Here is a 20,267-nt window from a genome sequence, read left to right on the forward strand (position 1 = left end):
TCGGGCCGAAACCCTAAGAGCGCGATATGCAGTTGTTTGTTCATCGAAATGAACCAAACCGCCCACATATCTCTTCAGATACCATCAATTTCAAATAGCGTAGAGCCAAATAAAGACTGGATGCGCCCTTTACTCTCTGGCGCGCCCCGCCTCAATTGCCTCTGATATCGTTCCGCCTCGTCTGCACCGGCTTGCGCCGCCGCCCCGTCTGGCGTCCCGTCGTGCGCCTCAGCGCCGCCGGTGAAGGGGCTTTTACGGATACCCACCAAAACCCGCAACCCCTTTTTTCATCCAAGAGCCAAAAAATTCGACTTTTTTGTGATGGCCCCTACGCCCGACCCAACAACCCTTTGAAAATCAGGGGATTTCGCCCCTGCCCCGACATTAACCAGTTTGAACCAGGCGGCATGTCAGCGGGGATTGTGGGGCGGGATAGGCGGGCTTGGCGCCCCCTGCCCTGTGGAATCGGGGGTTTCGGCCTGCCATTACTCCCGGAATCGTCGGGATCGTCGCCAGAATTTCGTGAAATTCGTGCTGACACAGGCGGCCAAGGCCGATTCTGCCGACTCAATCGGCCTTCAGATCCAGAATCGCATCCACGAACGTCTGCGGCGGGCATGGTTTGCGACACACCACAGCGTCGGGGAACTCTTTGAGCAGTTCGGAGGACAGCGCATGGCCCGAATGGAAGATCAGCCCAGTGCCCGCCTCCTTGAGCATGGCCGCCAATTCCTGGGGCGAGCCATCCGGCAGCCGCAGGTCCAGCACGGCGATATCGAACGGGCGTGACGCGACCTTGTGAAAGGCATCCTGTACCGTGGTGGCCAGTTCGACATCCTTGCAGCCGATGCTGGTCAGCACATCGGAGAGCGCCATGGATATGACGACCTGATCTTCAACGATCAGGATCGAAACATTGGGCACGCATTGATCGGCTTCAAGCATCCGCAGGCTTTTCCATATCGAACGCCAATGTGAGCTTCAGGCCCGTATCGGCAAACTCGCGATGAACTTCGGCCTTGAGCTGCAACATCGCCATATCGATGAGCTTGCTGCCGAAACCAACACGCTCCTCTTGCGGCTCAAAGCCAGGCACTGTTTCCAACCAATTTACCGACAGGCGCCCGTTGTCGTCCTTGCTCCATTCCACCTTGAGACTGCCCCCGTCTTTCGACAGCGCACCGTATTTCAGCGCATTGGTGGCAAGCTCGTGGAACAGAAGCGTGAGCGTTGTCAGCCCTTCTGAGCCAAGAGTTACAGTCGGCCCCTTAAGATCGAACTTTTGGACAGTGCGGTGCGGTGCGATCACCCGGTCCAGCAACAGCTTTAGATCGACATTGGCCAGATTGTCCTGCTTGCGCGCCAGATCATAGGCATCCCCCAAAGCGGCAATGCGCGAAATCAGGGCCGATGCGAAATCGATGGTCTCGGGGTTCTTCTTCGGTGCGGCCTGCACAAGCGCGCTGATGACGGCAAACAGGTTCTTCACCCGGTGGCTCATTTCCGCGATCAGCACCTCGCGGTTTTCCACCGCCAGCTTGTCATTGGTCACGTCAAGGGTCGGACCAACCACGTGCAGGTCACCATTGACGTCCTCATGCGGCATTCCGCGGGTTCTGATCCACCGGAACGGCTTGCCCGCCTGCTTTACGGTGAAATCGAACTCGTAGCTTTCGCCCAGCTTGATCGCCTTGTCCAAGGCGCTTTCGAACACCGGGACGAATTGCGGGCTCATCACCGACTTCATGTTGTCCAGTGTCACCGTCGGCGCATCTTCCGGCAGGCCCATATGGCTCGCGAAACGGTTGTTGATCGTCACAGTGCCCGTGGCGACATCCAGATCGGCCAGGCCCATGCGCCCCGCCTCCAGCGAGAGGTTCAACAGCTCTGCCTCGATGCGCAGTTCCTCTTTCAGCTGATGCATCTCTGTGACGTCGACCAGAACCAGCGTGACGCCATCGGTATGGCCGTTGGTCCCGATATAGGGGCGGATCTGCGCGAGGTAGGACTGGCGTTCGTCGTCAGAGGTGACTTCCAGGCTGACCGCCTCCCCGCTGTCGAGAACTTGCTGCGCCGCTTCGCGCAGGTTCAGACCTTTAAGCGGCAAATTCAGCTCGCTGATATAGCGGCCGCGATCGCTTTCCTTGATCGGCATGGCCTGCACCGTGGCCTCGGTGAAGTGCCGGATACGGAACGTCCGATCGAGAACGATCATCGGCAGGTCTGAGGACCGCATGAAGTTCTCAAGATCGGCATTGGCGACAGACACCTCTTCGATCTTGTTCTTGAGTTCCTCATTCGCGGTGGTAAGTTCCTCATTCGCCGATTGCAACTCTTCGTTCATCGACATCATTTCTTCGTTGGAGCTTTTCAACTCCTCGTTCGCGGTCTCGATCTCTTCGACCTTGCTGTGCAATTCCTCGCGCGCAAAGTTCAGGTCGCGTTGAAGCTCATGGATGCGCCGGTCGCGCGATGCGGGTTGCACGGCGACGCCTGCGGCTCGGGCTTTCAGCGCCTCCTTCGCGTGGAAGATCAGCGCGACGCTTTCATCGGGCAGCGGATAGGCAAAGACATCGACTTTCTGCGTTCCGAAGCTCGACACCACGTCGATATCCTGCAGCGCCATCTCCTCGCGCCTTTCGACGCATTCAGAGATGAAGGGAATGACAATGTCCCGCAGGCCCGGCTTTGCCAGCGTGCTCAAATCCCGCTCTGACACCGGACGGGATTCAAGATACAGACTCAAATCTCCCGAGGATGCGATGATCCGGCCATCTTCCGCGACCCGCACGAAAGGCGGCGCGAAGCGTTCGTATATCTCCAGGTTGCTCTCATCCAACCGTTTGTGCCGCGGGAAGTCCCGTGACTTCGGCATCGTCCGAGAGCGGATGCCGTTGTGCCGGAACTGATCCCCAAGCGGAAGGTTGAGCATGGCGCGGCGCGGCGCATCCGTGCGGCGGAAAATCCGCATCCGGCGAATGATCGGGGTGAACAGGTCTTCGCGGCGCGAGACATTCTCGGACGTTCCGAGAAACAAATAGCCGTCCTGTTTCAGGCTGAAGTGGAACAGCGGAAGGACTTCTCTTTGCACCTCGTCGCCGAAATAGATCAGCAAATTCCGGCAGCAGATCAGGTCGATCTTGGAAAACGGCGCATCCGCGATCAGACTATGGGTCGAAAAGCGTACCATGTCGCGGATGCTGCGCACGATTTCGAACTGGGTATCAAGACCGACGGTATAGGCGTCCTGATACTTCTTCGGGATCTCTGAAAACACTGCGGTCGGATACCGCGCATTTCGCGCCACGCCGATCATTTGCTCGTCGATGTCGGTGCCGAAAATTTGCACCAGCGGACGTCGGTTCAGCTTTTCGCAGACATCATCCACCAGCATCGCGACGCTGTAGGCCTCCTGCCCGCTGGAACAGCCTGGCACCCAAATCCGGATTTCGTCGGAATTGCGCGCTTTTTCCACTAGCGGGACGATCACGTTATCCCGCAGGGCATCATACGCCTCCGGGTCGCGGAAGAAGGCAGTCACGTTGATAAGGAAGTCCTGACACAAGGTCTGGCATTCCTCTACATCGCTTTGCATCCGCGCGTAGTAGTCTTCGATGGAACTGAGTTCCAAAAGCTGCATGCGTCGTTCGACCCGGCGGAACAGGGTCGAGCGCTTATACCCCGAAAAGTCATGCCCGGTGGTCTGCCGCAGCAGATCGAAAAGACGCAACATCGCACGTTCGGCATCGTCCGCGTCATCGGGAAACAGCATGCCTTGCGAATTATTGAAGAAGCGGAAAACCCGGTCGACGATCTGCTCTGCCGGAAGGACAAAATCGATCAGGCCTGTCGATTGGGCGGACAGCGGCATCCCATCGTAAGCGGATTCCCGGCCGTCCTGACTGACGCAGACCCCGCCATGTTCCTTGATCGCGCGAATGCCAACCGATCCATCAGCCCCGGTCCCGGACAGCACGACGGCAGCAGCGCGGTCGCCCTGCACCTCTGCGAGCGACTTGAAGAAGCTGTCGATGGGGCGCCGCAGGCCGCGCGGTTCGCTGAATTCGGTCAGGCGGAACGTGCCATCCTGCAGCTCAAGGCTGGCCCCGGGCGGGATCACGTGGACCGTGTCGGGTTCCAGAAAGGAGCCATCTTCGATCTGGCGCACCTTTAGCGGTGTCTTCCGCGCCAGCAACTCGACGATCAGGCTTTCATGGTTGGGGTCAAGGTGGAGCACCAAAACGAAGGCCATGCCCGTTTCGAAATCCACCGATTGGAACATCTTGGTGACGGCTTCCAATCCGCCCGCGGACGCGCCAATACCGACGACCGGAAATGTGAATGCCGGGTCGATATAGGTAAGCCCCGGCCTGTCCCCGTCGTCCATCTGTGACCTCCTGCCATGGTCAAGCCTCTGTGAACTCGACTTTTTATTTCGCTTCATATTGTTCTTGGTTTTAACCGCAACGCAACCCTTAGTTGACTGTTGTCAGATCATCAATCGTCACGATGCTGGTCGGAAGATACAATATCCCGCTGTTTGGACAAGGAGGCGTAACCTTACAGCGCGTTGAGGCTGATGGCCTTTCCAATCGCCTCAAGCAAGTCGGCCCGGCGCACCGGTTTCATGAGCCGAATGTCCTGAGAGGTCAGCCCCTTACCGTGTACTTTGGCCTCATCCGCATAGCCGGACAGGAACACAATCGGGAAATCGGGCTGTTCCTGGCGGATCGCGCTGGCCAAATCGGCCCCTTGAAGCGTGCCCGGCATCACGATGTCGGTCAGCACCACATCAAGCCCTTTGATGCTGCGGAAAACCTTGAGAGCTTCGTCACCAGACTTGCTGGAAATGACCGATAGGCCCGCGCGTTCCAGCGTTCTGACAAGCGTGTCGGCAACTGCCGGGTCATCTTCCACGACAAGGATTCGCGTCCCCGGCGGCGCAGGTTCGACAGGGATCGCATCCTCGCGCGTCTCGGACGCGGCGGCCACGGCACCCTCCGCAACCGGGAAGTAGAGCTTGAAGGTCGTGCCCTCCCCCAGCTCGGAATAGACTTGGACGGTGCCGCCCGACTGCTGCATGAACCCCATGACCATCGACAGGCCAAGGCCCGTCCCTTCGCCCGGCGGCTTCGACGTGTAGAACGGCTCAAAAATATGGCGGCGCACTTCTTCGGAAATGCCTGTGCCAGTGTCGGTGACAGCCAGCATGACATAGCGCCCGGGCGGGATTACTTCTTGGCGCGCGGCGATATAGTCTTCATCCATTCGGATATTCGCGGTTTCGACCGTGAGGTGACCACGCCCATCCATCGCGTCACGTGCATTGACGATCAGGTTCAAAAGCGCAGTCTGCAGTGATCCGCGGTCGATGCACACCGGCCAAAGCCCATCCAAGAGAGAGGTTTCGACCCGGATCGTTTCCGGCAACGTGCGCGCAATCCAGTTCTTTGCGTCGCCCACCAACTGATTGAGGTCCATCACCTCCGGCTCCAACCGCGCCTGACGGGCAAATGCGAGCAGGTTTTTCGTCAGATCCCCGCCGCGCAGTGCTGCCTGCATGGCTTCATTGATCCGCTGATTGCGCAGGGCCGGGTCGGCTTCATCACGCATGACCTCCAAGCTGCCAATAATGATCGCGAGCAGATTGTTGAAATCATGCGCAACGCCGCCGGTTAGCTTGCCGACGCTTTCCAGCTTTTGGGCACGGTGCGTAATATCGCGTTGTTCGTCAGCATGCTGCAGCGCCACGACCTCCGAGGTCACATCCAGAACGATCGCATTGAGCAATCTGCGCCCCCCCGAAACGAGGGTATCGCCAAAGAAGTCCACCCAACGCAGGCTGCCGTCGCGATGGCGGATTTTGAACCGGTGGCGGATTGGCGCACCGGTATCGAAACCGGCTTCCAGCTTGCTATAGAATTCAGGCACATCAAGCGGATCATGGGCCCTGAATATCAGCTCGTTATCAGCATGAAACTCAGCGTCCGAGTATCCCCAAATCTCCTCGCATCTGGGGCTGATATACAGCAGTTCTGCATTCCAATCGGCGTTCATATAGGTTTGCACGATTGCGCCGGGCAAGTTGGAGGCAAGCTGGCTCAAGGACTTGTGCGCTTCCAACTGCCGCTGTTCCGCTTCACGGATTTGCGTCAGGTCCATATGGATCGCCGTCACCAAGGTCTGGCCCGTCTCGGCATCGCGGCGGCTCTGCCAATGCGACCTGAGATGCCGCACCTGCCCATCCGATGGCCGAACAATCCGGAAATCGGTAAACCCTTTCCCAACCTCCGGATCGGCTGCTTTATCCATCGCGTGCATCACCAGACCCAGATCGTCGGGATGCAGCAGATCCATCATCTCGGACAAGGGGATTTGGCCCGTCGAGCGTGCAAGCCCACACAGATCGGTCATCCCGTCATCAAAGGCGATGGTGCCCTCCCCGATGATCCATTTCGACGTCCCCAGACCCGCAAGCTGCTGCGCGCTTACAAGGCGGTCGGACAGCTCGCGCACCCTGCGCGCTGCGCGCGCCTGATCATTGGCGAAATTGTTGATTTGCCACATTAAAACCGTCGAGATCACGCCCAGCCCAAGCACCGTGTAGCAATATTCCAAAATCGCGCTGGTCGAATGCAGGCCGGTGTCGAAGGCACCGCCAAGAAATCCCGGCATGAACAGCACGAACAGCGCGCCGAAAAACATGGCCAGGACATGCACGGGTGACACATGCGGCCAGTTATCCGGCGGCAGCACGAAGGCAACAAAAATACCGGTCGAAACAAAACCGATCGCGCCAACGATGTGCCATAGATCGGTAATTTCACCGATGGGCAGGATGGAAAGCGCGCCAAATATCGTGGCGATTGCCCCGCCAATGGGGCCACCCAGAAACCCCGCGAACATCAAGGGCCCCGACGCCAGCAGATGCATGACCTCTGCATGGGACATGATGTGCGACATGACCTCGAAGAGGAACGTGAGCACGCCCAGAATGAGGCCGGTCAAAATCCCCTGCCAACGCCGCTCATTCTTCAGCCGGGGCGACACGCGCACGAAGTACAGCGCGAGCCCCGCCAAGAAGAACCAACCGGTGCTTTCCAAAACAGCAGAGAGCATTCGAGTCCGTTACCCATTAAACAAACGGCGTCCACCAGCCGCCGCTGTTCATGCACTCAATGCCCTTAAAAAATGATTGTTGCCTCGGCGGCCCCGGTCAAAGGGCACGCAGGATCGCGGGTTTTATTACAAAAATTTGACGTAGAAGCCCTGTCAGTCAGGCTTAAACGAACAGGAAATCCGTTTCATCCAGATCGGCCATCAGGCCCGAGAATGTCAGCACATTCGTACCGAAGATGACATATTCCGCGTCCGCCAAGCTGGTGTCGATCAACAGCCCAGCATAGGTGAGCCCCAGCCCGGACAGGTCGATCAGATCGCTTTCGTCGAAACCGACGATCAGGTCCGTCCCCTCATCATGGCCGAATTTGAACACGTCATTGCCGGTGCCGCCATCCAGAATGTCATTGCCCATCCCGCCGATCAGAATGTCGTCATGCTGGCCGCCATACAGCGTGTCATCGCCATCGCCGCCGTCGATCAGATCGTTCCAGCGGTTTCCATAAAGGATGTCGTCGCCAGCGCCGCCCAACACGGTGTCATGGCCGCTTCCGGCATAGATCATATCCGCGCCCGCATCGCCCTCCAGCTGGTCGGAGCCAAGGCCGCCGATCAAAAGATCATCGCCTGCCCCGCCCCGCAGGATATCAGAGCCGTTGCGCCCTTCGATTTTGTTGTCGGCGGCGTTGCCGGTCAAAACATCGTCGCCGGCGCCGCCCAGAATACGTTCCAGTTCAACATCTCGCGCGATCACGAACCCGCTCAGACCGCCCTCCACATAGGAAATGCCGCCCCCGCCCATCTCGGAATAGTCGCCTTCGGCAGCGCGCAGGTCGATCACGACGTCGTCGCTCCCGCCATAGCGGATCCGGTCAATCCCGCCCGTATCCCAGATCGTCATCAGGTAGTCATCTTCGCCCAGAACATAATCGGTGTTGCCTGAGCGGTAATCGGTATTCGCGCCGTACATGTCCTGAAGCGCGATCATATCGAGACTGCCGAACCCCCACAGAAATCCGCTGCCAAGGTCTTCGGGCTCCGCATCGCCCAGACCATCCCAGAAATCATTGTAGGTCATCGCCGTGTACGGCACCTGATTGAGGTCGAAATCCCCAAGGTCGGATTCGTCACGCACGCCCACAAATGGTCGGCTGTCACCACCGTAATCATGCGGATGCGCAAGGCCGATCGCATGGCCCAGCTCGTGCAGGATGACGTGGTTCATGAAACCACCACGGGCCAGCGCGGTTTCGGTCCAATAGTCATCGTCCAGCAAGACGACGCCATCGCTATAGAAGGTGCTGCCCGCCGGACGCGCCTGCCCGATCAGGTTGTCCGAATAGCCAAAGGACGAAAGGTCAGCGACGGCGATCTGGATATCGGCAGCGCCCGCATCGGAGGTTTGAACGAACTCGATATCCGCGAAATCGGACACATGGCGCAACAGGGCCATGATCTCTTGCCGTTCATCCTGGGTGAACCCGTCCGAGACGACCAACTGCCCGACATCATTGACGGTTTGCCCTGCCGCGGCGAAAAATACAGTGACCCGGTCATCGGTTGGAAGCGCCGCATCCTGCCACGTGATCGCCTCCACCGGCGATGCGGTCGTCAGGTTCTGGACACTTAGGCCGACAAGCCCTTCCTCGGACCCGGCGGCCAAGCTCATTTCGATGTAATAGCGCCCGGAATACTCGGCCGTGAAGCTGACATAGGCGTTGGAACTGTCCGCGCTTTCGTCATCATTATCCGCGATCAGGTTGCCAGCGTCGTCGCGCAGGCGCAGGAAAGTATCCGCCTCACCATAGGTGCGCGAAAAGGCTTCGACCCCATAGGTGTTGCCAGCCTCAAGGTCGACGAACAGCACGTCGATATCGCCCATGCCCAGCGCAAAGGGATAGTAGTATTCGGGTTCGACGAACCAGTTGGAACTCAGATTGGATTGCGGCTCTGCAAGGGACCGGATCTCATAGACGCCGCCTTCGGCGCCGGTGGGCATCGTGACCTGCACGTAATAGGCCCCGTTCACCTCCGGATCGACATCGACGAAGGCGCTTTGCACGCTGCCCCCGCTTTCATTCGTGCCGATCACCGTGCCTGCCTCGTCCATGACGGTCAGGATGGGCAGTTCCGCCCCGGCGCTGCCGACCCCGTAGGCCCCGATCGTATATTCGAAGGCGGTGGAATAGCCGTCGATCCGGTATGTATCCACGTCACTTTGCGACAAGACAGACAGGATGACGCCGAAGCGGCCAAGACTTGTCGCGTTGGCCAGCGTGTCAGACGCATCGCGCGTCGCCACGAGCGCATAGCCCCCAACACCGTCATCGGCGGCCTCGACGCTGACAAAATAGCTGCCCGTATCGACGGCCGAGAATACCAGACCCGCTGCCGTGGAACCCGGCGCGAAATCGTCGTTTTCGTCCAGCAGGTTTCCATCGGCGTCGTATAGCTTGAGGAGCGGATCGGCCAATTCGCCGGTGCCATCCCCTGTCACGCCGAATTCGTAATCATTGCCGCCGGTCAGCGTGACTTCGATGAAGTCCACATCGCCATCGCCGATGAACCCTTCGAACGTATCGCCGCTGTCGCCTGAAATCGCATAGTCGGTAGAGGTATCGCCAGCCGCGTCGATCCGGCTTTCGCCAAGCTCTGCCGCAAATGCCGCGTCATCGCCCTCCGTAGGCCCGTTCGCCGCGCCGAGTGTGACGTCCGACTGGGGGACAGACCAATCGCATGAGGGAGAAAATCCGCAAATCAAACACATATCGCGCTCACACCCTGACGCCCACCAACCTAGGAAATCCGTTTACCACGTTGCCGAAATAGTTCAACGCATCGTGGCAATCGACGCCAATCCGGAGATCCGCTTGGGCAAAATCCCGCCCGGTCAGCGCGGCTTGTTGCCGACGCATCGGCGTTTTCCTTCCGTGCTGGCCGCTGTAGGTCTTGCTCAGACAGGAGATTCGCACATGGCTGATTTGACAGGAAAAACCGCAATTATCACAGGCGCTTCGCGTGGCATCGGTGCCGCGACGGCGCGGCATCTGGCAGAACTCGGCGCGCATGTCGTTCTGGCGGCGCGCTCTGAGGGGGCGATTTCGACCCTTGCAGAAGAGATCACATCCGCGGGCGGAAAAGCGCTTGCCGTGGGGTGCGATGTGGGCGCTCAAGCGTCGGTCGAAGCGTTGATCGAAAAGACCAAAAGCTGGTCGGGGCAGATCGATCTTCTGGTGAACAATGCGGGGCTTATCGACCCGATCGCCCGCATCGACGAGAGCGACCCCGAAGCGTGGGGGCATGTGGTCGATGTGAACCTCAAGGGCGTCTATTACGGCATCCGCTTTGCCCTGCCCCACATGCTGTCGCAAGCTGCCGGCGGCACGATCATCAACATCTCGTCCGGGGCCGCGACGGGCGCTTTGGAAGGCTGGAGCCATTATTGCGCGACCAAGGCGGCGGTTCTGTCGCTGACCAAGTGCACCGATGTGGAATATCGCGACAAGGGCATCCGCGTCATGGGGCTGTCTCCCGGTACGGTGGCAACGGAGATGCAGGTTCAGATCAAGGCGTCGGGCATCAACCCGGTAAGCCAGCTTGACCCGAATGTGCATATCCCGCCGGAATGGGTCGCGCAGGCGATTGCATGGATGACGACGGCACAGGCCGACGATTACCGCGGGACGGATTTGTCGCTGCGCGCGGATGAGGCGCGCAAGGCAATCGGTTTGCCGCTGGCGGGTTAAGCTCAGATCGGGAACTGACGCAGGCAGGTCTTTGCCTTGGTCTGGAAGTCGCGCACATGCTCCTGCGAGGAGTAGCGCTGCGTGACTGTCTTGAAGGCATTGGCCTTCTGGCGCTCGTTCCCGCTGACATACTTGGTCAGGATCAGCCCGGACATCAGGTGAAAGAGCGAAACGTCTTTTTGCGAAATCAGGCCGACCTTGGACGCGGCCGTCGGCACAACCGACAGGATCGCGGCGCAGCGCAACGCGGCAGCTTCGGTTCCGGAATATGTCTTGCGGGCGTCAGCCGTTCCAGCGGTCAAGGCAAGGCTCAGCGCCGCCAGAAGTGTGAATTTACGCATCGTGTAACCCTCTCACTCGTTACACTTTGGTTTTGCCAAGCACCCATGGCGAAAATGGGGCAGCCGCCCGGCATCGCCATGGTCATTGCGGGGCACGGCGCCCGCCTTAGAACGCCTTGAACGTCATCGTCGTCAAAGACCGTTCGATGCCGCTGATATCCAGCAGCTTGTCATTGATGTAATGACCGACATCCTCGGTTTCGGGGATGTAGACCTTCATCAGCAGGTCATATTCGCCCGATGTCGAATACAGTTCGGAATGGATTTCCCGCAGGGCGATTTCCTCGGCCACCTTGTAGGTCGTGCCGGGCTTGCATCGGATTTGGATAAACACGCATGTGGTCATGGGATGGCTCCTCTTGCGGGCGACACTGGCACAAGCGCCACGCTGGCCGCAATCGGTGATTTGCCCCTCTTGGCCCGGTTCGGTGTGCCGCCTATAAGGGCGCGGCAACACAAGGGAAAAGCCGATGCGGACCGCCAAGATCACCCGCAAGACTGCCGAAACCGATATTTCCGTCGAAGTGAACCTCGACGGGACCGGGCAGTATGACATGAAGACCGGTGTAGGTTTCTTCGATCACATGCTGGACCAGCTTGCCCGCCATGCGCTGATCGACATGACGGTTCGGGCGACGGGCGATCTGCATATCGACGACCACCACACGGTAGAGGATGTCGGCATCGCGATCGGGCAGGCTCTGGCCAAGGCGCTTGGCGACAAGACGGGCATCCGCCGTTACGGATCGTGTCTGCTGCCGATGGATGACGCGCTTGTGCGTACGGCGCTGGACTTGTCGGCGCGTCCCTTCCTTGTCTGGAATGTCGATCTGCCCACCGCGAAGATCGGCACATTCGACACCGAACTGGTGCGCGAGTTCTTTCAGGCGCTGGCGACCCATGGCGGCATCACGCTGCATGTGGACATGCTGCACGGGGTGAATTCGCACCACATCGCGGAGGCCGCGTTCAAATCCGTGGCCCGCGCGCTGCGCGAAGCGGTCGAAACCGACCCGCGCAAGGCCGATGCGATCCCATCGACCAAGGGCGCGCTCTAAGACGCATGCATCTTTGCGAAACGGTGCCGAGGCGGGGAAAGCCCCGTCCCGGCACGAGTCCCGTCGTGATTTCGGTCAGCTCGCGGCCTCTTGCGCGGTCTGTTCAGAAGCGGCGCGGCGGAAGAAGCCGTGCCACAGCCCTGTCGCGACCAAAGATACTGTCAGCATCGCGGCGGCCATAGGCACGGCCGTTGCGGTTCCCATCAGGGCGACAAGGCTGGACATGCAGAAGGCGACCGCGAATTGCAGCGATCCCAACCCGGCAGAGCCTAGACCCGCCGCCTCCGGGCTACCGGCCATGGCGATGGCCATGCCATTGGCACTCAGCAATCCGACCATGCCCAGGACGCACCACAGCGCTGCGACCAGAACCCACGCCTGTTGGGTGCCTGACACGGTCAGCAGCACCGCAGCCAGTCCTGCAAAGACCGGCAGACCTGCCGACAGGATTTGCGCCGGGCTGAAGTGGTTCAGCAGTTGGTTATTGATCTGCGCAAAGATCACCAGGGCAGAGGCGACCACCCCGAAAAGCACCCCATAGCTGGATGCCGACATACCGAAGCCACCGATGAAGACACCCGAGGATCCGGTGATGAAGGCAAAGATCGGCGCCTGAATAAAGGCGGTCACAAGCGCCGGCACGATGAAGCGGCGGCGGGTGGCAAGGGTTTTGAAATGGCCCAGCGCGTTGCTGAAAGCGCCCGGTCGGCGGTTTTCCTGCGGCAAGGTCTCGGGGATGACGATCAACGTCAGGACCAGCGCCGTCACGCCCACGATGATCAGCGTCACGAAGATGGACCGCCAGCCAAGCGCGGTCAGCAGAACGCTGCCCAGAAACGGCGAGATGATCGGCCCGATGGTCATCAACGTCACCAGAAGGGTCATGACCTTGGCCACTGCCCTGCCCTGATACAGATCGGTCACGATGGCGCGCCCTACGGCCATGCCGGTACATGCGCCAATCGCCTGCAAGAAGCGCAGCACGTTGAAGGACACGATGTCATCGACCATCAGCAGACCAATTGACGTCAGCGTAAACAGCAGCGTGCCGCCCACCAAGGGCAGCTTTCGTCCAAAGGCATCGGACAAGGGGCCGACGATGAACTGCCCAAGACACAGGCCCAGAAAGAAGACCGACAAAGACAGCTCTGCCGCAGAATGCGGCGCATCCATCGCTTCGGCCACCTGCCCGATCGCTGGAAGGTACATATCCGTCGCCAGCGGCGGGAACACGGACAACAGCGCCAGCACGATGATGATGAAGGCTGCATGCAGCCTCGTTTGAGGAGAGATCGGCATAGTGGTATCGTCCTGTTCACATTTGACTGCAGAACAATTAATAGACCGCAGTCTAATAATGAAGGTCTGAATTCGGGTAGCAGGGTTGCAAGCAACGCATGACGCAGGAAACCACACAGGCGGCGGGCCGTCCGCGCAACGCAGAGGCCAGCGATGCCCTGAAACGAGAAGCACTGCGGCTGGTGCGCGAACAAGGTTACGGCGTGAGCATTGCCGCAATCATCAAAGCCGCCGGCGTGTCCCGCCAGACGCTTTACAATCGGTGGTCCACCAAGGCGGAATTGCTGCTTGATGCGCTGTTCGAACTGGCCGACATGCAGGTCGCCATCCCGGACCTGTCTCAGCCCGGACCGCGCCGCGCCGTCCTGACAACCTATATGCGCGAGGTCTTTCACCATGTGCGCAAGGATGCCGATCTGCTGCGGATCTTTATCTCGCAGGCGCAGTCCGATCCCGCGTTTCGGGCGGTGCTGTACGACCGTTTCGTTGAACCGCGTGATCTGATCGTGGTCGATGTGTTGCGGGATGCGCAGGCGCGTGGCGAAATCGCACAGGATCGTGACCCGGCGCTGATCTCGGCCATGATCCACGGTGCCTTCTGGTACAGGCTGCTGCTGGACCTTCCGCTGGACGACGATTTCGCCGCCGCGCTGGTAGAGGACGCCTTCCGCGGCGCAGCCTGACACCGATCCCTCTTGACGCGCGCGGCGTTTCGCGCGACCTCGCGGGGGATTTGGAAAGGAGACCGCCATGCTGACAGCCATCATCGACTACGAAAGCGGCAACTTGCATTCGGCGGAAAAGGCGTTCCAGAAAATGGCTGCCGAAATCGGCGGCATCGAGGTGGTCGTCACCGATGATCCGCAGACCGTGGCGCGCGCCGATCACATCGTCCTGCCCGGCGACGGGGCCTTCCCGTCCTGTATGAATGCCCTGCGCGGCTCTGGCGTGTTCGACGCAGTGATCGAAGCGGTCGAGACCCGCGCCCGCCCCTTCCTTGGGATTTGCGTCGGCATGCAGCTTATGGCGCGGATCGGTCACGAATATGAGGATACGCCCGGACTTGGCTGGATCGATGGCGAGGTCCACCGCATCACGGCGCCCGGCCTGAAAATCCCGCATATGGGCTGGAACGATCTGGTGATCGAACGGCCTCACCCGGTTCTGGACGGGCTGCAAACCGGCGATCACGCCTATTTCGTACATTCCTACCAGATGCAGATGACCGACCCTGCGCAACGGTTGGCACATGTGGAGTACGGCGGCGATGTCACGGCGATTGTCTCCAAAGACAACATGGTCGGTACCCAGTTCCACCCGGAAAAGAGCGCTGACAAGGGGTTGCAGATGATCGCCAACTTCCTGCGCTGGCGTCCGTAACCCCGCGCGGCAGACGGACCCGGTACGGCAGACGGACCCGGCACGGATCAAGCGCGCCGGGCCGGCCCCCTGTTACTGCAAGCGTGTCCAGTTCTGGCTGCGGCAGATCGGACCGACACAGCCCGATACCTTGAGCGTATTTCCGGACAATTGCATCTTGGACCGATAGGTCTTGTCCACATCCGGTGCCCAGATCTTGCCGCCGGAATACTTGCCGCCGCCCTTCGGGGACATGCCCGTGATCATCTGCCGCCCCACGATCGAGGTATTGGCATTGCCGACCACCTTCGCTATCGTGCCGCACAGCTTGGCCCCGCAAGGCGCGATATCCACATGCAGGTATCCGCCGGTCTCGCCGGTTTCGGTCTTCCAACGGCCCGCGGCCGGTTCCGCGATGGCCGCAGAAGACAGTGCCGTCACCAATGTCGCCGTGGCAAAAAGCGTCTTTTTCATGGTATTTTCCTCCCGTATGGGCACCCTGCCCCGCCCCCTGCGCAGCGGGCAAGGCTGACCTTGCGTCCACTTGCATCGCCCCGCGCCCCGTGCCAAATCGCGCCTGCATCAGCACAGGGAGCCGCGCCATGATCCTCTACCCCGCTATCGACCTGAAAGACGGGCAAGCCGTGCGCCTTGTGCATGGCGACATGGACCGCTCCACCGTGTTCAACGACGACCCTGCCGCACAGGCTATGGAATTTGTGAACGCGGGCTGCGAATGGCTCCACCTGGTTGACCTGAACGGCGCTTTCGCGGGGGAGCCTGTGAACGCCGCCCCGGTCGAGGCGATCCTGAAATCGACAAACGTGCCCGCGCAACTGGGCGGCGGCATCCGCGATATGGTCACGATCGAAGCATGGCTGTCCAAGGGGTTGCAGCGCGTGATCCTTGGCACGGTTGCCGTCGAAAACCCCGATCTGGTGCGCGAGGCCGCCAAGGCCTTTCCCGGCCACGTCGCGGTGGGTATCGACGCGCGCGGCGGCATGGTCGCGACGAAAGGCTGGGCGACAGAAACCGACGTGAACGCAACCGACCTGGCCAAATCCTTCGAGGACGCCGGAGTGGCCGCGATCATCTATACCGACATCAACCGCGATGGCGCGATGGGCGGGCCGAATGTCGAAGCGACCGAAGCGCTGGCCCGCGCCGTGTCGATTCCGGTCATCGCCTCTGGCGGGGTATCCTCGCTTGATGATCTCAAGGCATTGAAAGCGACCGGGGTGATTTCCGGGGCGATCTCGGGCCGTGCGCTTTATGATGGGGCAATCGATCTGAAACAGGCGCTGGCTGCTCTGGCCTGATGGGGGTTGAGTTTCTGTTATATCTTGCGGCCCCTTGCGTCGTTGCCTTCCTTGTTTCCTTCCTCTGCCAAAGCCGCCTGGCCCGGCGCATTCTGCGATGGGGCGCAGCGGTCTTTCTGACCTGTTTCGTCGTCGCGGCGATGATCGAAGGCGCCTGTTCGGGCGGCAGCCTGCTCAAAGGCCTTGGCAAGTGCTCACCGGCTTGGGTCCATGACCTTGGCCGCGCGTTGGAGACGCCGCTTGTGCTAAGTGTTATCGCCTATCCGTTCGTTGGCCCCGCCTTGCTGCTGGCCGCGTCGCTGCTGGAAATGGTACAAATCAAAGCGCGGCGCTGATCGGTGCCTGTCCGCCGGCCTGCCCGTCGCTTCATCGGGCCAGCAACACTGTCTTAATCTCCCTTCCCTCGCAGAAGAAACCGCCCTAAACCGTCACCATGTTAAAAACCCGCATCATCCCCTGTCTCGACGTTGCCGATGGCCGAGTGGTCAAGGGCGTCAATTTCGTGGACCTCATCGACGCGGGCGATCCCGTGGAAGCCGCCAAGGCCTATGACGCCGCTGGCGCGGATGAGCTGTGCTTCCTCGACATCCACGCCACCCATGAAAACCGCGGCACGATGTATGATCTGGTGCGCCGCACGGCAGAACATTGCTTTATCCCGCTGACCGTCGGCGGCGGCATGCGCACCCCGCAGGATGTGCGCGATCTGCTGCTTGCCGGGGCGGACAAGGTCAGCTTCAACTCGGCTGCCGTGGCCGATCCCACGGTGCTGCGCCGCGCGGCCGACCAATTTGGCAGCCAATGCATCGTCTGCGCCATCGACGCCAAGACCGTTGCGCCCGGCAAATGGGAAATCTTTACCCATGGCGGCCGCAAGCCCACCGGCATCGACGCTGTCGAATTTGCCCGCACTGCCGCCGCGCAGGGGGCCGGGGAAATCCTGCTGACCTCCATGGACCGGGACGGCACCAAGGCGGGGTTCAACCTGCCCCTCACACGCGCGATTTCCGAGGCCGTGAGCATTCCCGTGATCGCCTCTGGCGGTGTCGGCACGCTTGACCACCTGGTCGAAGGCGTGACCGAAGGCAAGGCCTCTGCCGTGCTTGCGGCATCCATCTTCCATTTCGGCACCTACACCATCGCCGAAGCCAAGGCGCATATGGCCGCCGCTGGCATTCCGATGAGGACCGCATGACTCTCGACGACCTTTTCGCCACGATCGAAGCACGCAAAGGCGCGGACCCGGAGACGTCCTGGACGGCCAAGCTGCTTGCCAAGGGGCCGGAAAAATGCGCTGAGAAGTTCGGGGAAGAGGCTGTTGAAGCCATCATCGAAGCGGTGAAGGGCGACCAAAAACGCCTGACCTCCGAGGCGGCTGATGTGCTCTATCACCTCTTGGTGATGCTGGCCGCCCGCGATGTGGCGCTGAGCGACGTTCTGGCCGAACTTGCGCGCCGTCAGGGCACCTCTGGCATCGCGGAAAAGGCCGCCCGTTAACACGGCATCCCCCGCACGGGGCGCGACTTTGCCGTGCAAGTTTCCGGGTGCGGGAATGTCTGGCATGGGTGAGGCGTTGACATTTGCGTCTGACGCCACGTCAATCGTTCTGACCGACGACATAGGAGACTTCACCATATGGCGACCCTGACCGATACCCCACTGCGTTACGGCTTGGTGTCACGCATCTTTCACTGGGGCATGGCGCTGTTGTTTCTGTGCCAATTCGCCTCCGCCGCCGCCCATTGGGCGCTGCCGCGCGAAAACGCCCTGCTCGAGACGCTTTGGTCCTATCACACGACCTTGGGCACGACACTGTTCCTGCTGGTGCTTCTGCGCGGGCTTTGGGGACTGTCGCAGCTATCAAACCGTCCGGAGCCGGAGCCGGGCCTGCTGGGGCGCGCGGCCCTGTTGGGGCACCTGGCGCTTTATGCGCTGATGGTCATCATCCCCTTGCTGCGGCTCATTGCTGCGGCCGGTGGCACGCGCGGCCTGTCCTATCTGGGGATCGAGATTTTCGCCCCGCGCGCCGAGAAAATCGCGTGGATGGACGCCGCGGCCGAATGGCATGGTGAACTTGGCTGGCTGCTGTTCTTCGTCGTCATCGGGCATATTCTGATGGCGGTGGTCTGGCATAACCGCATCCAGAAAGACGACACCCTGCGACGCATGGCGTGACCTAAGATACTGCCGCTGGCCGGGCGCGTGCGCCGTGCCCGGGTCTGGCCGCCTTACAGCTTGGAAGAGATGATTCCGGTATTGAAGCCGCCCATGCGAAGTTCGCTGAAAAGCCGCTGATACTCGATCTTGGGGCAGCGATTCTGCACCACCTTGATCCCCGCCGCCTCGGCCTTTGCTGCGGCGGCGGCATGTTCCACCCCGATCTGCATCCAGATCGCCTTCAACCCCGGCAAACTGTCCAGCGCCTCGTCGACGATCTCTGGCACATGCTCCGACCGGCGGAAAATGTCCACCATATCAACCGGTTCCTCGATGGACTTCAGGTCCGGCATGATCTTGTGCCCAAACAGGCTTTGCCCCGCATAGGCCGGGTTCACCGGGATCACCTTGTAGCCCTTCAAATCCAGATACCGCCCCACGAAAAAGCTGGGCCGCACCGGGTTGGTCGATATGCCCACGACCGCCACGGTCTTCACCGATTTGAGGATATCGCGCAGATAGCTGTCGGAATACTCTGTCATCCCCTTTGCGTAGCGCGAGTCACCAGCCCTTGAAAGGGCGCGGATCACAAAAAAACCCCGGGGACGAACCCCGGGGGATGAGTCACGGAACGAGGGACAGTGAAATGACCTGCGGAAGTTCCGGCTCCGCCGTCTCTCCAGATGTGGGAACGAACTGGAGGTTAGAAAAGGGTATGTCGCGAAACTGTGAAGATCAGGTTAATCCGGCGCGCGCTTCAGTCGAAAATATCTTCGAGAAAATCGAAAGCTTCCTCGAAGACGCGCGCGGCAAGACCTTTGCGCTTTTTCTTTTTCTGCTTTTTCTTCAGATTCTTGCCGGGGGAAGTTGGCCTTACCCGCTCAGGGGCGGTGGCTTGCACGCGCGCCATGGGAAGCCGCTTGAGATCATGCAGCGGCGCGCCGCAGCTTTGGCACGCCAATTCGTGACGTTCGCTACCGGACAGCACAAGCGCCGCCCGAGTCCCGCAATAGCAGCATGTCGCGATTTTCTGCGGCACTGGCGGCTCCTTTTGTTATCCTCGCAAAGAGGCATATAGGGCGATTGCCGCCGCGTTTGAGACGTTGAGCGACCCAAAAGCGCCCGCTGCGTCGATCCGTACCAACATATCGCAGGTCTCGCGGGTTTTCTGGCGCAAGCCCGGCCCTTCGGCCCCAAGCACCAATGCCACTGGCTGATCCTTTCGCCCGTCGATGGCCTGTTCGACGGTGATCTCCGCCTCACCATCGAGGCCGAGAACAAGGAATCCCATTTTCTGCATTTCTTCAATGGTTTCCGCCAGGTTCCTGACGCGCAGATAGGGTTGGCGTTCCAACGCGCCAGAGGCGGTCTTGGCCAATGCGCCCGTCTCCGGTGCAGAATGGTGGCGCGGTGCGATCACGGCCTGCGCGCCCAGCACTTCGGCGCTGCGCAGAATCGCCCCTACGTTATGCGGGTCGGTCACGCGATCCAGAAGAATCGTCCGCGGCACCTCTGCTCCGATCACCACATCGGCCAGACGCCCCCAGTCGAGAGGCTTCACCTCCAGCGCGACGCCTTGGTGGACAGACCCCGGATCAATCGGCGCCGAGAACTTGCGCGGGTCGGTGATTTCCGGCTCAATCCCAGAAATTTCAACCGCTTCGCGGATCTTTTCCAGCGCATTGGGCGTTACCAGCAGGCGCAATTTTTCCCGGCGCGGATTGCTCAACGCATCGCGGACCGCATGCAGGCCAAAGAGCCAGACGGTTTCCTTGCCGGACGCTTTGCGCGCCTGTTCCTTTTCAACGACCCATTTGGGTTTTTTCACCACGTTCATTTCCGCCCGATTTAGAGGTTGACGCCCATGAA

The 20,267-nt window shown here is 60.3% G+C and carries 20 protein-coding genes; 9 read left to right on the forward strand and 11 right to left on the reverse strand.

The genetic code is table 11. From position 1 onward, the window contains the following. Positions 1-567: 567 nt before the first annotated feature. The 4 genes from E4Z66_RS11105 to E4Z66_RS19940 all read right to left on the reverse strand — a co-directional run bounded on the left by E4Z66_RS11105 (position 568) and on the right by E4Z66_RS19940 (position 9,886). Entirely contained in the window at positions 568-945 is a 378-nt protein-coding gene (locus E4Z66_RS11105; protein ID WP_136463107.1) for a response regulator, read from the reverse strand. Next, positions 938-4,387 carry a CheR family methyltransferase gene (locus E4Z66_RS11110; RefSeq protein ID WP_168797783.1) on the reverse strand — a complete coding sequence of 1,150 codons (3,450 nt, stop codon included), beginning with the start codon at positions 4,385-4,387 and terminating at the stop codon, positions 938-940. Before E4Z66_RS11110 ends, E4Z66_RS11105 begins: the two co-directional genes overlap by 8 nt. 173 nt (positions 4,388-4,560) lie before the next feature. After that, a complete protein-coding gene (locus E4Z66_RS11115; protein WP_136463109.1) occupies positions 4,561-7,119 on the reverse strand; it encodes an ATP-binding protein in 2,559 nt (852 codons plus the stop codon). A gap of 163 nt (positions 7,120-7,282) precedes the next feature. Beyond that, the gene (locus E4Z66_RS19940; protein WP_136463110.1) at positions 7,283-9,886 is read right to left on the reverse strand and encodes a pre-peptidase C-terminal domain-containing protein; all 2,604 of its coding nucleotides are present in this window, start codon (positions 9,884-9,886) and stop codon (positions 7,283-7,285) included. Positions 9,887-10,091: 205 nt separating this feature from the next. Between E4Z66_RS19940 and E4Z66_RS11125 the strand changes: the two genes are divergently transcribed. Beyond that, positions 10,092-10,865 (forward strand): SDR family oxidoreductase, encoded by a 774-nt coding sequence (locus tag E4Z66_RS11125; RefSeq protein ID WP_136463111.1) that lies wholly within the window; start codon positions 10,092-10,094, stop codon positions 10,863-10,865. 2 nt (positions 10,866-10,867) lie between these two features. On the opposite strand, the gene E4Z66_RS11130 is transcribed toward E4Z66_RS11125, so the two are convergent. Both E4Z66_RS11130 and E4Z66_RS11135 read right to left on the reverse strand, forming a co-directional pair. Then, positions 10,868-11,206 (reverse strand): hypothetical protein, encoded by a 339-nt coding sequence (locus tag E4Z66_RS11130; RefSeq protein WP_136463112.1) that lies wholly within the window; start codon positions 11,204-11,206, stop codon positions 10,868-10,870. Between the two features lie 106 nt (positions 11,207-11,312). Then, a complete protein-coding gene (locus E4Z66_RS11135; RefSeq protein WP_136463113.1) occupies positions 11,313-11,552 on the reverse strand; it encodes an Lrp/AsnC family transcriptional regulator in 240 nt (79 codons plus the stop codon). A gap of 124 nt (positions 11,553-11,676) precedes the next feature. Between E4Z66_RS11135 and hisB the strand changes: the two genes are divergently transcribed. After that, positions 11,677-12,264 carry an imidazoleglycerol-phosphate dehydratase HisB gene (hisB, locus tag E4Z66_RS11140; RefSeq protein ID WP_136463114.1) on the forward strand — a complete coding sequence of 196 codons (588 nt, stop codon included), beginning with the start codon at positions 11,677-11,679 and terminating at the stop codon, positions 12,262-12,264. Between the two features lie 75 nt (positions 12,265-12,339). Here hisB and E4Z66_RS11145 read toward each other — a convergent pair whose 3' ends face one another. Then, positions 12,340-13,563 carry a multidrug effflux MFS transporter gene (locus tag E4Z66_RS11145; protein ID WP_136463115.1) on the reverse strand — a complete coding sequence of 408 codons (1,224 nt, stop codon included), beginning with the start codon at positions 13,561-13,563 and terminating at the stop codon, positions 12,340-12,342. Between the two features lie 98 nt (positions 13,564-13,661). On the opposite strand from E4Z66_RS11145, the gene E4Z66_RS11150 reads away from it, so the two are divergent. Next, positions 13,662-14,246, forward strand: a complete 585-nt coding sequence (locus E4Z66_RS11150; protein WP_136463116.1) for a TetR/AcrR family transcriptional regulator — start codon at positions 13,662-13,664, stop codon at positions 14,244-14,246. A 67-nt stretch (positions 14,247-14,313) separates the two neighbouring features. Then, positions 14,314-14,943: an imidazole glycerol phosphate synthase subunit HisH gene (gene hisH, locus E4Z66_RS11155; RefSeq protein WP_136463117.1), complete on the forward strand. Its 630-nt coding sequence runs from the start codon at positions 14,314-14,316 to the stop codon at positions 14,941-14,943. Positions 14,944-15,015: 72 nt separating this feature from the next. On the opposite strand, the gene E4Z66_RS11160 is transcribed toward hisH, so the two are convergent. Then, positions 15,016-15,396, reverse strand: a complete 381-nt coding sequence (locus E4Z66_RS11160) for a DUF2147 domain-containing protein (protein WP_136463118.1) — start codon at positions 15,394-15,396, stop codon at positions 15,016-15,018. Positions 15,397-15,524: 128 nt separating this feature from the next. On the opposite strand from E4Z66_RS11160, the gene hisA reads away from it, so the two are divergent. From hisA to E4Z66_RS11185, 5 genes are all read left to right on the forward strand, one after another. Continuing rightward, a complete protein-coding gene (hisA, locus tag E4Z66_RS11165; RefSeq protein ID WP_136463119.1) occupies positions 15,525-16,241 on the forward strand; it encodes a 1-(5-phosphoribosyl)-5-[(5-phosphoribosylamino)methylideneamino]imidazole-4-carboxamide isomerase in 717 nt (238 codons plus the stop codon). After that, entirely contained in the window at positions 16,241-16,576 is a 336-nt protein-coding gene (locus E4Z66_RS11170; RefSeq protein WP_136463120.1) for a hypothetical protein, read from the forward strand. Before hisA ends, E4Z66_RS11170 begins: the two co-directional genes overlap by 1 nt. A gap of 98 nt (positions 16,577-16,674) precedes the next feature. Next, the gene (hisF, locus tag E4Z66_RS11175; RefSeq protein WP_136463121.1) at positions 16,675-17,436 is read left to right on the forward strand and encodes an imidazole glycerol phosphate synthase subunit HisF; all 762 of its coding nucleotides are present in this window, start codon (positions 16,675-16,677) and stop codon (positions 17,434-17,436) included. Then, positions 17,433-17,738 (forward strand): phosphoribosyl-ATP diphosphatase, encoded by a 306-nt coding sequence (locus tag E4Z66_RS11180; protein ID WP_136463122.1) that lies wholly within the window; start codon positions 17,433-17,435, stop codon positions 17,736-17,738. The genes hisF and E4Z66_RS11180 overlap by 4 nt, the downstream gene beginning before the upstream one ends. 138 nt (positions 17,739-17,876) lie before the next feature. Then, entirely contained in the window at positions 17,877-18,416 is a 540-nt protein-coding gene (locus E4Z66_RS11185; protein ID WP_136463123.1) for a cytochrome b, read from the forward strand. Between the two features lie 53 nt (positions 18,417-18,469). Here E4Z66_RS11185 and E4Z66_RS11190 read toward each other — a convergent pair whose 3' ends face one another. The 3 genes from E4Z66_RS11190 to rlmB all read right to left on the reverse strand — a co-directional run bounded on the left by E4Z66_RS11190 (position 18,470) and on the right by rlmB (position 20,235). Continuing rightward, the gene (locus E4Z66_RS11190) at positions 18,470-18,940 is read right to left on the reverse strand and encodes a CoA-binding protein (RefSeq protein WP_136463124.1); all 471 of its coding nucleotides are present in this window, start codon (positions 18,938-18,940) and stop codon (positions 18,470-18,472) included. A gap of 215 nt (positions 18,941-19,155) precedes the next feature. Further along, positions 19,156-19,437, reverse strand: a complete 282-nt coding sequence (locus E4Z66_RS20005) for a hypothetical protein (RefSeq protein ID WP_136463125.1) — start codon at positions 19,435-19,437, stop codon at positions 19,156-19,158. Between the two features lie 15 nt (positions 19,438-19,452). Beyond that, the gene (gene rlmB, locus E4Z66_RS11200; RefSeq protein WP_211097148.1) at positions 19,453-20,235 is read right to left on the reverse strand and encodes a 23S rRNA (guanosine(2251)-2'-O)-methyltransferase RlmB; all 783 of its coding nucleotides are present in this window, start codon (positions 20,233-20,235) and stop codon (positions 19,453-19,455) included. Between the last annotated feature and the right edge of the window lie 32 nt (positions 20,236-20,267).

It is taken from the genome of Aliishimia ponticola (assembly GCF_004803475.1).
GTDB classification, from domain to species: Bacteria; Pseudomonadota; Alphaproteobacteria; order Rhodobacterales; family Rhodobacteraceae; genus Aliishimia; species Aliishimia ponticola.

Excerpts from the sequence above, each read along its gene's own strand:
- rlmB (WP_211097148.1), bottom strand. The coding sequence starts at position 20,235 with ATGAACGTGGTGAAAAAACCCAAATGGGTCGTTGAAAAGGAACAGGCG.
- E4Z66_RS11105 (WP_136463107.1), bottom strand. The coding sequence starts at position 945 with ATGCTTGAAGCCGATCAATGCGTGCCCAATGTTTCGATCCTGATCGTT.
- E4Z66_RS11135 (WP_136463113.1), bottom strand. The coding sequence starts at position 11,552 with ATGACCACATGCGTGTTTATCCAAATCCGATGCAAGCCCGGCACGACC.
- hisF (WP_136463121.1), top strand. The coding sequence starts at position 16,675 with ATGTTAAAAACCCGCATCATCCCCTGTCTCGACGTTGCCGATGGCCGA.
- E4Z66_RS11160 (WP_136463118.1), bottom strand. The coding sequence starts at position 15,396 with ATGAAAAAGACGCTTTTTGCCACGGCGACATTGGTGACGGCACTGTCT.
- hisA (WP_136463119.1), top strand. The coding sequence starts at position 15,525 with ATGATCCTCTACCCCGCTATCGACCTGAAAGACGGGCAAGCCGTGCGC.
- E4Z66_RS11185 (WP_136463123.1), top strand. The coding sequence starts at position 17,877 with ATGGCGACCCTGACCGATACCCCACTGCGTTACGGCTTGGTGTCACGC.
- hisH (WP_136463117.1), top strand. The coding sequence starts at position 14,314 with ATGCTGACAGCCATCATCGACTACGAAAGCGGCAACTTGCATTCGGCG.
- E4Z66_RS19940 (WP_136463110.1), bottom strand. The coding sequence starts at position 9,886 with ATGTGTTTGATTTGCGGATTTTCTCCCTCATGCGATTGGTCTGTCCCC.
- E4Z66_RS11115 (WP_136463109.1), bottom strand. The coding sequence starts at position 7,119 with ATGCTCTCTGCTGTTTTGGAAAGCACCGGTTGGTTCTTCTTGGCGGGG.
- E4Z66_RS11150 (WP_136463116.1), top strand. The coding sequence starts at position 13,662 with ATGACGCAGGAAACCACACAGGCGGCGGGCCGTCCGCGCAACGCAGAG.
- E4Z66_RS11125 (WP_136463111.1), top strand. The coding sequence starts at position 10,092 with ATGGCTGATTTGACAGGAAAAACCGCAATTATCACAGGCGCTTCGCGT.
- E4Z66_RS11180 (WP_136463122.1), top strand. The coding sequence starts at position 17,433 with ATGACTCTCGACGACCTTTTCGCCACGATCGAAGCACGCAAAGGCGCG.
- E4Z66_RS11130 (WP_136463112.1), bottom strand. The coding sequence starts at position 11,206 with ATGCGTAAATTCACACTTCTGGCGGCGCTGAGCCTTGCCTTGACCGCT.
- hisB (WP_136463114.1), top strand. The coding sequence starts at position 11,677 with ATGCGGACCGCCAAGATCACCCGCAAGACTGCCGAAACCGATATTTCC.
- E4Z66_RS11190 (WP_136463124.1), bottom strand. The coding sequence starts at position 18,940 with ATGACAGAGTATTCCGACAGCTATCTGCGCGATATCCTCAAATCGGTG.
- E4Z66_RS11110 (WP_168797783.1), bottom strand. The coding sequence starts at position 4,387 with ATGGACGACGGGGACAGGCCGGGGCTTACCTATATCGACCCGGCATTC.
- E4Z66_RS11145 (WP_136463115.1), bottom strand. The coding sequence starts at position 13,563 with ATGCCGATCTCTCCTCAAACGAGGCTGCATGCAGCCTTCATCATCATC.
- E4Z66_RS11170 (WP_136463120.1), top strand. The coding sequence starts at position 16,241 with ATGGGGGTTGAGTTTCTGTTATATCTTGCGGCCCCTTGCGTCGTTGCC.